At 59.9% G+C, this 14,790-nt stretch carries 13 protein-coding genes; 7 read left to right on the forward strand and 6 right to left on the reverse strand.

Translation table 11 applies throughout. From position 1 onward, the window contains the following. Positions 1–201: 201 nt before the first annotated feature. The 5 genes from SH664x_RS06690 to SH664x_RS06710 form a co-directional block, all read right to left on the reverse strand. Positions 202–1,347, reverse strand: coding sequence for a DUF6263 family protein (locus tag SH664x_RS06690; protein WP_437206107.1), 1,146 nt, complete (start codon positions 1,345–1,347; stop codon positions 202–204). Positions 1,348–1,514: 167 nt separating this feature from the next. Next, entirely contained in the window at positions 1,515–1,982 is a 468-nt protein-coding gene (locus tag SH664x_RS06695) for a universal stress protein (RefSeq protein ID WP_437206109.1), read from the reverse strand. A 131-nt stretch (positions 1,983–2,113) separates the two neighbouring features. Next, positions 2,114–2,521, reverse strand: a complete 408-nt coding sequence (acpS, locus tag SH664x_RS06700; protein ID WP_437206111.1) for a holo-ACP synthase — start codon at positions 2,519–2,521, stop codon at positions 2,114–2,116. A gap of 4 nt (positions 2,522–2,525) precedes the next feature. Continuing rightward, a complete protein-coding gene (locus SH664x_RS06705; RefSeq protein WP_437206113.1) occupies positions 2,526–3,128 on the reverse strand; it encodes a hypothetical protein in 603 nt (200 codons plus the stop codon). Then, complete coding sequence (locus SH664x_RS06710; RefSeq protein WP_437206115.1) at positions 3,125–5,218, reverse strand: DUF2079 domain-containing protein; 2,094 nt, start codon at positions 5,216–5,218, stop codon at positions 3,125–3,127. The genes SH664x_RS06705 and SH664x_RS06710 overlap by 4 nt, the downstream gene beginning before the upstream one ends. A gap of 242 nt (positions 5,219–5,460) precedes the next feature. On the opposite strand from SH664x_RS06710, the gene SH664x_RS06715 reads away from it, so the two are divergent. Then, positions 5,461–7,293, forward strand: coding sequence for a dynamin family protein (locus tag SH664x_RS06715; protein WP_437206117.1), 1,833 nt, complete (start codon positions 5,461–5,463; stop codon positions 7,291–7,293). Positions 7,294–7,366: 73 nt separating this feature from the next. Here the strand turns inward: SH664x_RS06715 and SH664x_RS06720 are convergent, their stop codons facing one another. Then, positions 7,367–8,236, reverse strand: coding sequence for a LysM peptidoglycan-binding domain-containing protein (locus SH664x_RS06720; RefSeq protein WP_437206118.1), 870 nt, complete (start codon positions 8,234–8,236; stop codon positions 7,367–7,369). A gap of 233 nt (positions 8,237–8,469) precedes the next feature. On the opposite strand from SH664x_RS06720, the gene SH664x_RS06725 reads away from it, so the two are divergent. The 6 genes from SH664x_RS06725 to SH664x_RS06750 all read left to right on the forward strand — a co-directional run bounded on the left by SH664x_RS06725 (position 8,470) and on the right by SH664x_RS06750 (position 14,765). After that, on the forward strand, positions 8,470–9,381 hold the full coding sequence (locus SH664x_RS06725; protein ID WP_437206120.1) for a DUF58 domain-containing protein: 912 nt from the start codon (positions 8,470–8,472) through the stop codon (positions 9,379–9,381). 137 nt (positions 9,382–9,518) lie between these two features. Next, positions 9,519–10,349 carry a hypothetical protein gene (locus SH664x_RS06730; protein WP_437206122.1) on the forward strand — a complete coding sequence of 277 codons (831 nt, stop codon included), beginning with the start codon at positions 9,519–9,521 and terminating at the stop codon, positions 10,347–10,349. 148 nt (positions 10,350–10,497) lie between these two features. After that, a complete protein-coding gene (locus SH664x_RS06735; RefSeq protein WP_437206124.1) occupies positions 10,498–11,160 on the forward strand; it encodes a hypothetical protein in 663 nt (220 codons plus the stop codon). Beyond that, on the forward strand, positions 11,144–12,508 hold the full coding sequence (locus SH664x_RS06740; protein ID WP_437206126.1) for a DUF4350 domain-containing protein: 1,365 nt from the start codon (positions 11,144–11,146) through the stop codon (positions 12,506–12,508). Before SH664x_RS06735 ends, SH664x_RS06740 begins: the two co-directional genes overlap by 17 nt. Further along, a complete protein-coding gene (locus SH664x_RS06745; protein ID WP_437206128.1) occupies positions 12,499–13,446 on the forward strand; it encodes an AAA family ATPase in 948 nt (315 codons plus the stop codon). The genes SH664x_RS06740 and SH664x_RS06745 overlap by 10 nt, the downstream gene beginning before the upstream one ends. Continuing rightward, positions 13,443–14,765 carry a DUF58 domain-containing protein gene (locus tag SH664x_RS06750; RefSeq protein ID WP_437206130.1) on the forward strand — a complete coding sequence of 441 codons (1,323 nt, stop codon included), beginning with the start codon at positions 13,443–13,445 and terminating at the stop codon, positions 14,763–14,765. Before SH664x_RS06745 ends, SH664x_RS06750 begins: the two co-directional genes overlap by 4 nt. Positions 14,766–14,790: the final 25 nt, after the last annotated feature.

Genomic DNA, 14,790 nt, shown 5'->3' on the forward strand with positions numbered 1-14,790 from the left:
CTCAGCGACTTTTGACTTCCCCGTTCTCGCCACGCGGAAGCCAGCAATTCTCTCGACGAAACGCCTGCTGTGCGGGGACGGTGAACAGCAACCTGCTTTAGAGCGAATCTCAAATACGCGTGGCGTTCTGGCGGCGGTAAACCAAGCGTTCAATCAAGGTTTGTCGCTGAAACGCCGCCACACTTCCCCGGGATCGGGGCTCTAGCGGCGAGCCCAGTCCGGTTCAATCGCTGACATCTGCGTGCTGGCCGTCGCCTGCTCCTGTGGGCGTGTAGGATACGTCCCGGATGTCTGCATGATGCCGGAGTTCCCGCCAGCCATGTTGTTCGCGGGAAATGATTCAATGGAGGTCATGATCCGCTTCCGTTGCCGGAAGGAAATGGCTGACGAAAGCACAACTGTCATATCGATCGTTCTGTCGACGCGGCTCTCTTTCGGCAGACCGGTGTCGCGGTAAATGGAACAGCTTCCCAGTGTTTCGCCCCCGTTCACCAGCACCCGAACACCGTTGCCGTCGTCGAGCATGTTGACGGTGGTGGAAGGGGTAATCGCTCCGCGAATATCGATGACCGCCAGATTGTTTGAAAGTTCCTTCAGGGTATAGCGATTGTTGATATGCATCGGAATGGGTCGCGACACGTGCTGCTGGCGATCCCAGCTATCTCCGGGCCGGGACTGTGTGCCGCAGGGGAGCAACCCGATACTGTTGTCGACGAAGTTTGCGATCCCGGTTTCACCGGAGCCTGCTTCCATCCCGAGCACGACGTTCTGCCGCTGGTCTTCAGGGACACGGGCCAGACAACGGTTCAGGAACTCCGTCAGCCCGTCGACTTCCAGAATCTGGTTATCCGGTCCCAGCCAGAATGCAAACCCATCGTTGACCATGTCGTGATAAGCGAGCACCGACAACGGCAGTTCGGCGGTCGGTCGGGTGGAGTCGTATTCCACGTGCTCACCCGCGACGTCGTGACTGTAGCGGACTCGCGAATAGCGGACGCCCAGCTTAGTGCGTCCTTCGCGTTGTTCGAGGACGGTGATGGCAAACATCAGTTCCAGCCGGGAGCGGTTGGTCTGCGGCGTCCCCTGAACGGTGTCCTGCTGCAGTTCCTGTTCAACGACTTTGCGGAGTGGAAACTGATCCCCCGGCTTGAGGGCGAGTCCCAGGCTGACGGGGGCATCATTGGCGAACAGAATCTCGGAATTGGTGCCGCCGGGCGTCGGCGTATCGTCGCTCAGCCAAGCCGGAAGATCCGGTTCCTTGTTTCCAGGCCGGCCCCGGTCGGAACAGCCGCAGAGCAGCAACAGAGCTGCCAGACCCAGCAGACTTGGAGCCCGAAAATGACACATGTCCCATGTCCTCGATCGTCGTCGCGCACTTGAAGCCTTTGAAAGCGCCGGGACGTTAACACGATCGCGGCAAATTCTGCCAGACCGTTTTTCAATGGACATGAACGAATGAACCCCGCGCTGGGCGGAGTTCAAGTGGCCCGAAACTGCCTACTCTCTGCAAATTGTTACGGCATGACAAACTCATGCCCCTCGGGCCGGACAGTCAGCACCGGGCAGGGAGCCTTCCGGACGATTTTCTCGGCTGTACTTCCCATCAGCACGTGAGCCAGCCCGGAACGGCCATGCGTCCCAATGACAAGCAGATCGCACTCCGACTCGCGGGCATACCGGATGATCTCCAGAAACGGCGTCCCCACGCGCACGGTGCGGGTGATGTTCAGGCCAGCGGACCATTCGGCCGGGGGGAAACTGACGAAGACCTTTCCCGCCTTCTCCTTCAGGTCATCGATGAAATCGGGTGGGGTCGGCAGCATCAGTCCCGGTTCCGGGATCAGCGGGTAAATGTCCTCCACGACGTTCAGCAGCAGCAGTTCCGCTTCAAATTTCCGAGCCAGTTCACACCCGTAACGGAGCGCGTGCTGGCTGAACTCGCTGAAATCGGTCGGAACAAGAATCTTCTGAATGCGGACCATGTGTCTGCTCCTGCTGATGTGTCGATGATTTCCTTCAGCATACCTCGCAACAGGGAGGTCGGCCACAAGATCCGTTGACGAAGAAGGGATTGTGCGAAACCTTGAGATCCCTTCGCGTCGCAATCTCCCGATCAGGTCTCTGCGTTTCGCGGAGTGTGCTGCATGGCGATCGCGGTGGCCGTGGCATAGGCCCGGCAATGAGAAATGGTGATCAGCACTTCATCGATCCCCAGCATTTCCGCCACCCGTCCCGCTCCGCCGGAGAGTTCAACAACCGGTCGCCCCGACTTTCGTTTGCAGATCTGAATATCCTTCCAGCCGACGCCGCGCGTAAAGCCGGTTCCCAGTGACTTCATGACCGACTCTTTCGCCGCCCAGCGGCCGGCATAGTGCTGCAACGGCTCTTTGTGGCGCTGGCAGTATTTGATTTCTTCTTCGGTATAGACCCGCTGCAGAAACAGCTCGCCGTGACGTTCGATCATTTCACCAATGCGGACGATCTCCGTGATGTCCGTTCCCAGGCCGACAATCATGGCCATGCCTTCACCCTTGCTCTCTTTCTGAATTCGTCATCGTCACTGCGGCAGTGTTTCCCCGCCGCCAATGAAACATCCCGCAGGCGACACCTCCGGCCGTCAGGCATTCTGCCAGCCAGAAAAACTCTGGCCACGGTGTTGACCATGTGCCGAGTGCACTCACGCGGTGGGCCAGATAATCCGTGAACTCCGGAGCGTATTTTCTTCTTTCGGCGGCATAACGGGCTCGGGACTCCGGATCGGTCGGCCCCATTTTCTCCAGCATGTTCAGTGCGGCCACCTGCTCGCTCTGTTCGGCAGCCAGTCCCCGGCGCGAAGTTTCGAACTGGCGAAACGACAACCACGCGAGGTTCACACAGCCGCCGACACTCAGCAGAAACACAGCCGCAAACAGCCATCGTCCCGGTGGTGGCTGAATTTCTTCGGCGAGCCAGCCCAGCACATAACCGCAGGCGGCCCCGTACAGCCCGTGAAACAATACCAGTCGTTTCAGCGACAAGGGAGCGAAAGTGCCCGTCACCGACAGGACCGCTGCCCCGAGCGCACCACACCCAAGCCAGATCAACCGGCGACGGAACAAAGTTGTTTCAGCAGTCGTCCCGGAGATCATTTGGATCGCTCCGGCAGGGGCCGCTTCTTCAGCACAATGTAATAGCCATTCGTTTCATTCGGCAGGACTTCCCAGCGTTCCGGTTCGGTCTGCAACTCACGGACATCTTCCAGTCGCTTCACCTTGCTGTAAGGATGCCGGGTGTCGAGGACAATGTAATCGGTGTCATCCGGAACTCGCGATTCATAGTTGGCAACCCGTCGGGGATAGTCGCTGTAGTCGTATGACCGTTCGCAATGGGTGAACCGGGGATGCACAAAGTCGGTGGAGGCGACCCGCGCGGTGAGCGGAATCAGCGGGAGGACTTTGGCAAACTGCCGGGCCCGTTCATCCTGCACATACAGCTTCTTCCAGAACATGCCGCTTCCGGAATCCCAGAAGCGAAGTCCAAAGGGGGACAGGCTGTAAAATATCGCTGTCGTGATCGCACAGCAGAGAATCCAGCAGCTGCGGTCGAGCGCGGGTGACGGGGGAGATTGAGACTCCTGCTGCTTCCCCTTTGGAATGGTCAGAGGGTCCGGAGCGGGACGCTCTCCCTTCGCCAGCGCGGCACAGGCGGCCCACAGCAGAATGGGAATCAGCGGCGCATGGAAATGGTGGACCGGCCCCGGGGTCGACTGCACCAGTTCGTTCAGGCAAAGCGAGACAAACATCGGCGCCGCCACCAGCAATCGGCTCCAGCCGCGCCAGGGGAACCCAAGCGGAACGAGTAGCTGCAGGAAATAGGCAATCGTCCCGGCGGTCACCAGCTTGACCCAGAGGAGCTGCGGGCGGGTCAACAGGTTCCAGACGATCTCGGTCGGGGAATTGCCGAACGACTGGAAATACCGCACGTAGTGCACCTGCTCGCCATCCCGGAACCACGGGATCGCCACCTTCACGACAAATGCCAGATACAGCGTGCTCCCGATGCAGAGCAGACTTCCGAGGAGCAACTGCCGCCGCGGGGCAGGTTCCCGTGAACGTCGCAGCTGCATCAAGGCATCGACAGCCAGCCACAGTCCGAGTGGTGCCAGTACGATGGCGTAGTCTTCTTTACTGGAGAGGGCCAGCAGACAGCACGCGATCATCGCCTTCCAGCGGCGTTGTTCCAGAAAGGAGAGCCCGAACGCCAGCGCAGGCAGGCCGAGTGTCTCCGGTCGGAACGTCTTCAAATCGATCGCAATATCCATGTAGTGCGACGGGAAGTAGAACAGCGATGCGACTCCCAGCAGCACCCCGGCCCGTTCACTGCCCGTGAAGCGTTTTGCCAGTTGGTAAACAGGCCAGGCCATCAACGCGATGGCGGCCGATTCCACCAGTTCGAGCAGCAGATGCGACGGCCACAGCACATAGAGCGGGATCAGCAACAGGTGGATGACCTGAATGTGCTCCCCCAGAAACAGTCCCTGATCGAGGTAGCTGCGGAAGCCTTTGCCATGCAGCGTGTTCCACAGGTGCTCCTCGTACATCGAGGAATCGCCGTGAGGCAGTCGCAGGTTGAACCACAACCCCCAGTTCATCGCCACAAAGATGAGGACATAGGCCCCCATCGCCGCGCATAACAGACGCCGACTGAGTCCACCGGTGGAACCATCGGGGAGAGATTCTTTCAGACAGGGGCGAAACGCGGTCCAGCCCCAGGCCGCCAGAGTGAGACTCAGCGCCAGACTGGGAGTCAGGATGAGCAGCTGCCCCAGAAATGCACTTTCATGAAGCAGATTGATGATCCAGCCAACGGACCATAAGGCGACCGGCCAACTCCACACGGCGTTCTGCTGACAAACGGCCGCGAGAGCCTCACCGAATGAGACCTTCCTGCTCCGCCGCGCGAACCAGGCGCCCACGAGATTGGCCCCCGCGCAGAGGGCCCCTGCCAGCAGGAGCACCGAGAGCAGCGGAGCTTCCGGGACCACTCCGTCGGCGGTCGGGTGCAGCGTTCCTCCGAGCGCCAGCACGAGTCGAGACCAGCCCGCCTCGCTGACGAAGGCCGCAGCGACGAACTGATTTTCCAGTATGAACAGCAGGAAGAGTCCGACGGCCAGAATCTGTCCGGCGAAGCTGCCGAGCAGGAATCCGGGAGTGGTACGAGAGCTGGGCGTCGGAGGCACGGAATCAACTCAAACTGGTCGAAGTCGGGGGGAAGTAGACATCATACAGAAAGGGGAATCCCCGCACGAAGGGTGCCCGCCGGAGATTTTCAGCGGGCTTGCTGTTTGACCCGTCCTGCAGGTCGCACGATTCCCCCGATCCCGGTGAGGAAGGATCCGGGGCGGTCTGATATGCTGCCGGTTCGGTCCGGCGCCTGGCGTCTGGCTGTTGGTGTCTCCGTCCCCACATGCTGAATGTTCCCATGCTCAGTTCCGAAGTCCGCCAGCTGGAACTCCTCGCCGCCATCGACGATCTGCGTCGGCGGGTGGAGAACTGGACCTTACTTCCGACCGAATGGGAGCCGATTCCACGCTGCCAGCTGCTGCTCAAGCGGGTCCTGGAACGGGTCGACACGCTGCGGATCCGCATGGAAACGCCGCTGGTGGTGGCGACATTTGGTGGAACCGGTACCGGGAAAAGTTCACTGGTGAATGCGCTGGTTGGTGAAGAGGTGACCCGCTCCGGACGGCAGCGACCAACCACGCAGCGTCCGGTCCTGATCGCGCATCTGAATACCGATCTCACACAATTGGGATTGCCGCTCGATGAGGTCGATATCGTCCAGCGCGATGCGGAACTCCTGCGCGACGTCATGATTCTGGATTGCCCCGACCCCGATACCAGCGAGGGAGACTCGCCGGGGAGCAATCTGGATCGGCTGCGGACACTGCTCCCCTACTGTGATGTCCTGCTCTACGCCTCGACCCAGCAGAAGTACCGTTCCGCCCGGGTGGCCGATGAACTCGCGACCGCAGCGGCCGGTTGCCGGATGATCTTCGTGCAGACGCACGCCGACCTCGATGAAGACATCCGCAGCGACTGGCAGAAACTCCTTTCACACGAATTCGAAGTCCCGGAAATTTACTTTGTCGACTCCCGTCGCGGACTGCAGGAGCAGCAGGCGGGACAGCGTCCTTCCGGAGATCTGGGACGGCTCATCGGTGTCCTGCTGAACAAGCTGGGAGCCTCCGAACGGATTCGCATTCGCCGCGCGAACGTTCTCGATCTGCTGCATTCCGCCCTGCTGCGCTGTCAGGAAGTCTTGGCCGAGAAACAGCCCGCACTCGATCAGCTGGAACTGGCCCTCGTGGCGCAGAATCAGGAACTCAGCCGTCGGATGGCTGCGCAGCTGCAGTCCGAATTGCTGACCAGCCGTCGGCTCTGGGAACGTCGGCTGTTGACATCGGTGACCGATCAATGGGGGCTCAGCCCGTTTTCAGCCTTGCTGCGGATGTACAACAGTCTGGGGGGGATCATCACATCGACGGTGCTGTTCCGGGCCCACAGCACCGCGCAGGTCGCGTTGCTGGGAACGGTGCAGAGCATGCGCTGGCTGGAGTCAAAACGTAAAGAGCAGGCGGCCGAGTCTACCTTGCGGCGAATGACTCATTTCGCTCTCGAAGATTCCGTACTTCGCGAAGCGGAGATTGTGATCGAAGGTCACGTCAACACGGCAGGGCTGAACCCGGCGTTGCTGAAGCAGCGTTCCCTCGACGATCTGCGCCGGAATGCCGTGGCGGTTGAAGACCGGTTTGTCGGGGATGCGAGTCGCCGCATCGACGACATTATCGAGGACCTGTCCCGCAGGAATTCCCGCTGGTGGGTGCGCCTCACCTACGAGGTTTTCCTCAGCGTCTATCTGCTCTTTGTGCTGTACCGTGTCGGCAAGAATTTCTTCTACGACTCGTTTCTGCAGGGAGCACCGCTGCTGACGACCGACTTCTATCTGGCGGCCACGCTGTTTTTGCTGTTGTGGTGTGCGATCCTGATTTTCCGCTTCACCAGTCGACTGCAGCACGGACTGAAGCAGCGCATCGCTAATCTCGCCACACAGATGGTCGAGCAACAGTTTACCGGCGGGCTCTTTCCTCATCTGGAGCAGGCAGTCCGGCAGGCGGAGCAGAACCGCGATGAAATACTGCAGCTGCTGACCCAGACCACTCAGCTCCGGCATGATGTGGCGGGGATCGACCATTTGGGAACCCGCCAGTCCCTCGACACCAAAGCAGCTGCCGTGATCGAACAACCGGTGTGACGGACCGCGTGCGACGGTCGGCTTTCGCCAATTCCGGCCGGAGAGAGGCGCTGCCTTCGCTCCCCTGCGCGCACTACTTGATCAGCAGCTGCATGCCGGCCTGCAGCTGACGGGGATTCCCCATCAGCGCCGGGTTGTGCGACCGCAGCCGGTCCACCGCATGCCGGTTTCCGTAATAACGGACCGCGATCGACTCCAGAGTCTCGCCCTGTTTGACAGTGTGCGTCCGCACCACGCCGCCGTTGTTCGCGGGGAGTGATAACATCACGTCGCGCGGAGCAGAAGTCGCCCCGGGGACCGTGTTGGGGAGTGTTGTGACGGAGCGGGGAGTCGACTGAGCGAGCGTCGGCGTTGGGGCTGGTTCCGGTGTGGCGGCTTTCGCGGGAGCGTGGTCCGGCTCCGGAGGCGACAACGCCACGAGTTTCAGCTTGGGGGGAATGCGCAATTCCGTCCCGACCGCGAGATTGTCCGGGCTTCCCAGAGTCTGCGCGTTGGCTTCGTAGATTTCGAGGTAGCGTCGACCGTCCCCCAACAGCCGTGATGCGATTGCGGTGAGCGTGTCGCCCGAGCGAACCCGGTAGCGCTGTTCCGACGTTTCCGCACGTAAGGCTTCATCCTGCGGAGTGACGACCGGCGGAACGGCAGCCGGAGTTGGCTCCTGACTTGCTACGACGGGAGCGGGAGTCAGCGGGGGAGGTGCCTCGCCCGGAATCACGGGGTCCGAGGGGAGGACCTCTGCCAGTGAGCGTTGAGAGTCTGCCACCGCGGGAGCAGGCTGATAGGCGCGGATCGGCAGGAATTCCAGTTCCGAGTCGGCAATCGGAGCGGGAATGACCACTTGCTCCAACACGACAGACGCGCGCTGACGCGGGAAACAGAACGCGCAGGCAAATCCCAGCACGAGCATTCCCAACGCCAAACCAAGTTTTGCGTCACGCCGCATGAAGGCCAATCCTTCCGCACTATCCACCAGGACTTCCCGCGGAGGGCAGCACTCTAAAAGGAACAATCCAACATTAAGATCGGCGAATTCTGCCGGGGTTCATCAGTCTTTCTGCAAAAAATGCCGATTGACCTCGCCGGAGAAGAACGGCTCGCACTGCTCCACCCCTTCCCTTACGGGCTGAACAGCATCCCTTGCCGCAGCGGTTGAGGAATCGGTTATCATGTTTTTTCATGTCCGCAGACATTCCTCTCCACGATCCTTCCGCACTGGCCCGCTTCGGCCAGCTGGAGGTCGTTGCGCGACTGATTGTCGAAGGCTTCATGCTGGGCCAGCACAAAAGCCCGTTCAAGGGGACGAGCGTCGAGTTTGTAGAGCACCGCCAGTATTACCCGGGAGACGAGGTTCGACACATCGACTGGCGGGCCTACGGCAAAACCGGCAAGTACTACATCAAGGAGTTTGAAGAAGAGACCAACCTGCGGGCCACACTGCTGCTGGATGCCTCGGGCAGCATGGGGTACGGAGCGTCGACCGCTTCCAAGTTTGCCTATGGCCGCACTCTGGCTGCCGCGCTGGCTTATCTGCTCCACTCCCAGCGGGACGCGGTCGGTCTGGTCACCTTTGACACACGTGAACGGGTCCGGGTTGAGCCCTCGACACATTCCAAGAACCTCGGTTCACTGATGGCTTCGCTGCAGAACTGCCAGCCGGGGGGCGAATCCAGTCTGGGGACCTTCCTGCAGAAGTTTGTCCCTTCGCTGAAGCGCCGCAGTCTGGTCTGCCTGATCAGCGACTTCTTCGATGACCTGAACCAGCTGCAAGCCGCACTCAGCCTGTTCCGACGAAACCGCCACGAGGTCATTCTGATGCAGGTAATCGCACCGGAAGAGGCGGACTTCCCTTTCACTCGACCGACCCAGTTTCGCAGTCTGGAGCGGGCTGCGGAGCGAATTCTGGTCGATCCGCATCGATTGCGGTCCGTTTATCTCGAGCAGTTTCAGGCATTTCAGGCGGAACTGAAATCACTGGCTGGCCGGAGTGGGTTCGATCTCGTCCCGCTCACGACGACCGATGACTACGCCACCGCACTGGGGGCCTATCTGAACTGGCGAACCAATCGGGCCCGACGCGGTTCGTCGTGAACGATCCTTTTTCAGTTTTCGTGGGGCGAAGACTGCGACCGGACCGCTTCCGCGGCTGTTGCTTCGGCAAACGGGTTCGGGCATACTGACACGGCAGTTTGGTAACGGCCAACATTCACGAGGCGGAGGGCAAGGAAATGAGCTACAAGCTTCAGGCACTGGGCATTGGGGGAATTCTGGATCAGGGTTTAGCCCTCTTCAAGAACAAATTCACGACCATCATGGGGATCATGCTCTGCACAATCTTCCCGGTGCTCGCGGCTCAAAATCTGCTGGCGGTGTCTGCTGCGCAGAGATCCGTGAATATTGACGATCCTGCACTGGGAGGGACTGTTGCCATTCAGACTGTTTCCCCTGAAACCCAAATCCTCAACTTGATCTTTATTGTGGTGAATATTTTCATCGCGAACCCGCTCGCGCAGGCAGCGACCGTGACTGTCGCCTCAAGGGAATACCTCGGGCAGCGGACCAGCCTGGGACAAGCCTTGAAGGCGGGCCTGGGACTCATTCCGGCTGTGCTCGGCACTTCAATTCTTTATGGATTGATCATCATGGGGGGATTCATCCTGCTGATCATTCCGGGCATTCTGTTTGCGCTGTGGTATTGCATGTACGTGTATCCGGTCGTGATCGAGCGGGTGAGCGGAATGGATGCCCTTCGGCGGAGCAAACAGATTCTGGCGGGCCAGTACGGTACACTGATCGGGCTGGGATTTATTCTTGGTTTGGCGGGAGGCATTGCAGGTGGACTGGGCGGGATTATCCCGCAGCCTCATCTGAGGGCGATCGGGGTCTCGGTGATCCAGGCCGTTTTCGTGGGGCTGACCGCAGCATGTCAGGTCGTCTTCTATTTCTCCTGTCGCTGCAAGAATGAAAACTTCGACCTCGTTCGACTCGCCGAAGCGGTGGGGGCGGCCGAGGCCGCGCAGGATGACGAAGACGATGACTTCGCCCGGGCACGAGTCTAGAGTGGATTGCTTCCGCCCTCTTCCTCTTAAGCCGCGGGGCAGTGACGCTTCTCGGCACTGTATGCCAATGGTGTCCTGCATTCGATCATCAATCCCGGGAAAACGGGACAGACTCCATTTTTCATGATCGCCGTGGGCCTTCGTCTCCATGTCTGAAACGACCGCATCACCGCTCCCTCCGCCGGAGGAAATCCGCCGACTGGCGGAGGTGGTGCTGTCGCGCCCGGACTACACATTGGAGGAACCGGTTCGGGAATCGTCACGGAACTGGACCTACGTGATTCTGAAGTGGCTGCTCAAGCCGCTGGTCTGGGTCTTTGATCAGACCGAAGGGCTGCCGGATTTCGCCCGCTGGCTGCTCGTGGTCGGTTTGGCGGTGGTGTTATGTGGCCTGGTGGGGCATCTGCTCTACACACTGATTTCGCCCTTCATTGTTCGCCGCAAATCCCCTCTCACACTCCCGGGGGATCGTGAAGAGACCGTACGTCCAGAGGTTCTGGAGAAGCGGGCAGAGCAGGAGTTCTCCGTGGGACGGACCATCGAAGCGGTCCGTCTGCTCTTTCGGGCAACTCTGCTGCGCCTGCAGGAGGCCGAGAAAAAGAAACTGCGTCCGGGCTACACGAATAGCGAACTCTTGCGAAAATATCGTTCCACGCCGCACCTAGAACCGCTGCGGCAGTTTGTCGACACCATCAACACAAAGTGGTACGGCGAACAACTCTGCCTGCCGGAAGACTTCATCGCCTGCCGCGAAGGACACCGTCGCGTCGTCAGCCAGATCAGGAGGCGCGACGATGCTCATAGCCCGTAATGCGATTCTGACAGCGGTGGGCGTGACCATACTCTGCCTGGTGCTGGGCGTGCTGGCGCTCCTGCGTCCCCAGAGCGCCAATGGAACCGGATTCGACAGCTTCGGAACGAAGGCGTATGGGTTTCGTGGGCTCTATGAACTGCTGGAGGAACTGCACATTCCCGTCCGACGTGAAGTCGCTCCTCCGCATCCGTCAGAACTCGGAGCCTCGACACTGGTGCTGTTGGGGCCGTCCGACGAATTAATCAACGTCGAGCCCGCCTATCTTTCGCAATTAGTGACATGGGTCGAAGCGGGAGGCCGACTGGTGATCGCCGTCGGCGATGCGTCGTTCAAAGATGTCCGGCAGCTTGCATTCATGGCCCCAAAAGAGGAGCACGATCTCTTCAGCGTGCTGGGTCTGGATGAGATCTGGATCGAATCGTTCGACCCTTCGGACAGCCTGGGAAATTCGGTTGTGAAGCCGAACGTTCCCAAACCGACGGAGCCACCTCGCACGATGAGTGACGCCGTGAGACAGGTGCAGGATGCACTGGACCAGCTCAACCAGAAGCAGGTCCTGCCGGCTCAGGGCCTGCAGATTTCTCCGGTCAAAGTCACGGGACTGCCGTCGCTCACCGCAGCGGGAATTCAGGAGCTGGCGATCCCGGCATCCGAAGTGCATTTTTTCGAGTTCGCTGGTGATCCGCCCCGCGGGCAGATCGAATTGGTCGATCCACTGGGAAACAGCTTTCCCCTGGTCGCAGAAATCCCCCGAGGTCAGGGGACCATCGTCCTGATCTCGGACAGCCAGCTGATGACCAACCGCTATCTCCAGCAGGGAGACAACTGTGTGCTGGCAGCGCATCTGCTGGCACCCCACGGAGAGCTCGTGGTCTTCGACGAGTTTTATCATGGACTCGCCGTGCGCGGGAACTCACTGTACCTGCTGACCATTCCCGGATTCGCGGCAGCGACACTGGCCTTGTGTCTGTTGATCGGACTCTGGGCCTGGCGAGAGGCCATTTTTCTCGGTCCTCCCCAGCCCGATACCCTCGTCAACCGCCGCGATATTCGCGAATATGTCAACGCCATGGCTCGCTTCTTTTTGCGAGGAAAAGGGAGCCGGATGTTTCTGCTGGAACAGGTCCGGAATGGAGTGCTGGCCACCATTGCCAAAGAACTGGGGCTGCCGCCACAGACGAGGGACCCGCAAACGATCATCCATATTCTTGGCCGTCGCGATCCGGAGCGGGCCGAGCAGATCGAAAGCGCCTTCAAGGCTGTTGACGATGAGTTAGGTTCGTCACGTTCGATTTCCAGTCCCACCGCCACGAAACTGATGCAGAGGATGGCCGCTTGTCTGTAGATCAACTTTACCAACGGGTCCGCGAAGAGATTTCCAAAGTCGTCTTCGGACAGGACGAAGTGATCGATTTTGCATTGGCCGCTCTCTTCAGCTCGGGGCACATTCTGCTGGAAGGACCTCCGGGAGTCGCGAAAACGCTGCTGGTCCGCACGATCGCAGCGACGCTGAGTCTTGACTATCGCCGCGTGCAGATGACCCCCGATCTGCTTCCGAATGATGTGACCGGCTCCTCCATCTATCGCGAAGATACGCACAGTTTTGAATTCCGGCATGGCCCGGTCTTCACGAACTTTCTGCTGGCGGACGAAATTAACCGGGCCTCTGCCCGCACTCAGTCGTCCTTGCTGGAAGCGATGCAGGAACAGCAGGTGACTTTCGATGGCACGACGTATCCGCTGCCGGATCCCTTCGTCACCTTCGCCACACAGAACCCGATCGAACAGGAAGGAACTTACCCCCTGCCGCTGGCGCAGCTGGACCGGTTCATGTTCAAAGTGCGGGTCAGCTATCCCGCGCAGGCTGATGAAATTCGCATTCTCAAAGAACACCATGCCACCGCCGGTCTGGCCGCACCCGAGCAGACACTCGTCAAGCGGGTTGTGAACCGCGACGTGATTCTGAAGGCACGGCAGATCATTCGAGAGACCCATGTGCGAGACGAAGTGGTCGCCTACGTGCAGCGGCTGGTGCAGGCCACGCGTGACGATGAGACCCTGTCGGTGGGAGCCAGTCCCCGTTCGGGCCTGATGCTGCTGATCGGAGCCAAAAGCCTTGCCCGTTTTCAGGGGCGGGACTACGTCACCCCCGACGACATCCAGACGGCGTTTCTGCCGTCATTGCGTCACCGGGTCGTCCTCGGACCCTCTGCCGAACTTGAAGGGACTACCACGGACGAGGTGCTGCGGAATCTCCTGTCCCATGTGGAGGTTCCGCGTTGAGGGCCCGTCCGGGAATCCAACTGCTTCGATTCTGTGCCGGAATTCTGGCAGCGAGCCTGCTGACCTTTTTCTGGACCCCCTTCGCGTACATCCTGCTCACAATGACAGCGGTTCTGGCTGCTGTTGCCTGGCAGGACTATCAGTCCGCGCGCAAACTGATTGCCGAATTCAGCGTCGAACGGAAGATTCCAGTCATCGTCGGACGCAATCAACCCTTTCGTGTCCAACTGACGGTGATATATCGCGGAACGTCACCCGTCCGAGGCGAGCTGCGCGATCTGCTCCCCTCGGCTTCGCGTCCCAGACTCTGTTTTTATGAGTTTGATCTGCCTGCAGGCCTAGAGAAGCTGTTCGATCTGGAATGTCGGATTCCGATCCGCGGCCGGCATCTGTTTGGACCACTCTGGCTGCGGGTGTGTGGTCCGCGTCGGCTGATAGACTTCCAGCAGGAAATCGGTGAAACAGCAGCTGTGCGGGTACTTCCCGAGACGTTCGCCTCGCGCGAGCTGCTGGAGAAAGATCTGACTGCGGACGCGCAGCAGCTGGAAAAAATCGTCTTCACGCCGCGCCACGGCAGCGGCACCGAATTCGAATCGTTACACGCCTACCGCTACGGAGACGATCCCCGCCGGATCGACTGGCGGACGACCGCCCGCGTGCGAACTCCGGTAGTGCGCCGCTATCAGGTTGAGCAGCACCGCGACGTGATGATTCTCTTTGACTGCGGACGGCTTATGGGAGCGGAGACCGACCGAGGAACCAAGCTGGATTGTGCAGTCGATGCCGGGTTGAATCTGGCGAGGGTCGTGCTGCAGAGTGGGGATCGCTGCGGAGTGGCGATGTTCGATGACCGAATCCGGGGTTATCTTTCGCCGGTTGGGGGTGCCAGTTCGATTCGTCTTCTCGCGGAATGCGTATATGACCTGCAGACGGAGCTAAGAGAGTCCGATTTCACCCGTCTGTTTGCAGAGCTCCAGTCGCGCCAAGCCAAACGCAGCCTCGTGATCATTATTTCAGACATCAACGACCTTGAGACGTCGCGGCAGTTTCGGGCTTCGCTGACAAGTCTCGCCAAACGCCATGTGGTGCTGTTCGCTGCCCTCCGCACCCCGGCACTTCAGCAGATCATCGCCAGCCCGATGAAATCTCTCGAAGAGGGAGCCCGGAAGGCGGTCGCATTCCGCCTGCTGGCCGAGCGTGACGAGTCTCTGCACATGCTCAGACGAAGTGGAATTCACATCGTCGATGTGGAACCCCATCAGCTCAATTTGCCCTTGATCAACCAGTTCATTCAGCTGCGACGCCGCAATCTCTTGTGAAAGGGGGCGCGTTCGAGCCCCTTTT

The organism is Planctomicrobium aquicomposti, assembly GCF_051466325.1.
Classification (GTDB): Bacteria; Planctomycetota; Planctomycetia; order Planctomycetales; family Planctomycetaceae; genus Planctomicrobium.

What these genes read in the sequence shown, in the direction of transcription:
- SH664x_RS06705 (WP_437206113.1), bottom strand. Translation starts at nt 3,128, where the DNA reads ATGATCTCCGGGACGACTGCTGAAACAACTTTGTTCCGTCGCCGGTTG.
- SH664x_RS06725 (WP_437206120.1), top strand. Translation starts at nt 8,470, where the DNA reads ATGTCCGCAGACATTCCTCTCCACGATCCTTCCGCACTGGCCCGCTTC.
- acpS (WP_437206111.1), bottom strand. Translation starts at nt 2,521, where the DNA reads ATGGCCATGATTGTCGGCCTGGGAACGGACATCACGGAGATCGTCCGC.
- SH664x_RS06690 (WP_437206107.1), bottom strand. Translation starts at nt 1,347, where the DNA reads ATGTGTCATTTTCGGGCTCCAAGTCTGCTGGGTCTGGCAGCTCTGTTG.
- SH664x_RS06735 (WP_437206124.1), top strand. Translation starts at nt 10,498, where the DNA reads ATGTCTGAAACGACCGCATCACCGCTCCCTCCGCCGGAGGAAATCCGC.
- SH664x_RS06720 (WP_437206118.1), bottom strand. Translation starts at nt 8,236, where the DNA reads ATGCGGCGTGACGCAAAACTTGGTTTGGCGTTGGGAATGCTCGTGCTG.
- SH664x_RS06730 (WP_437206122.1), top strand. Translation starts at nt 9,519, where the DNA reads ATGAGCTACAAGCTTCAGGCACTGGGCATTGGGGGAATTCTGGATCAG.
- SH664x_RS06695 (WP_437206109.1), bottom strand. Translation starts at nt 1,982, where the DNA reads ATGGTCCGCATTCAGAAGATTCTTGTTCCGACCGATTTCAGCGAGTTC.
- SH664x_RS06715 (WP_437206117.1), top strand. Translation starts at nt 5,461, where the DNA reads ATGCTCAGTTCCGAAGTCCGCCAGCTGGAACTCCTCGCCGCCATCGAC.
- SH664x_RS06740 (WP_437206126.1), top strand. Translation starts at nt 11,144, where the DNA reads ATGCTCATAGCCCGTAATGCGATTCTGACAGCGGTGGGCGTGACCATA.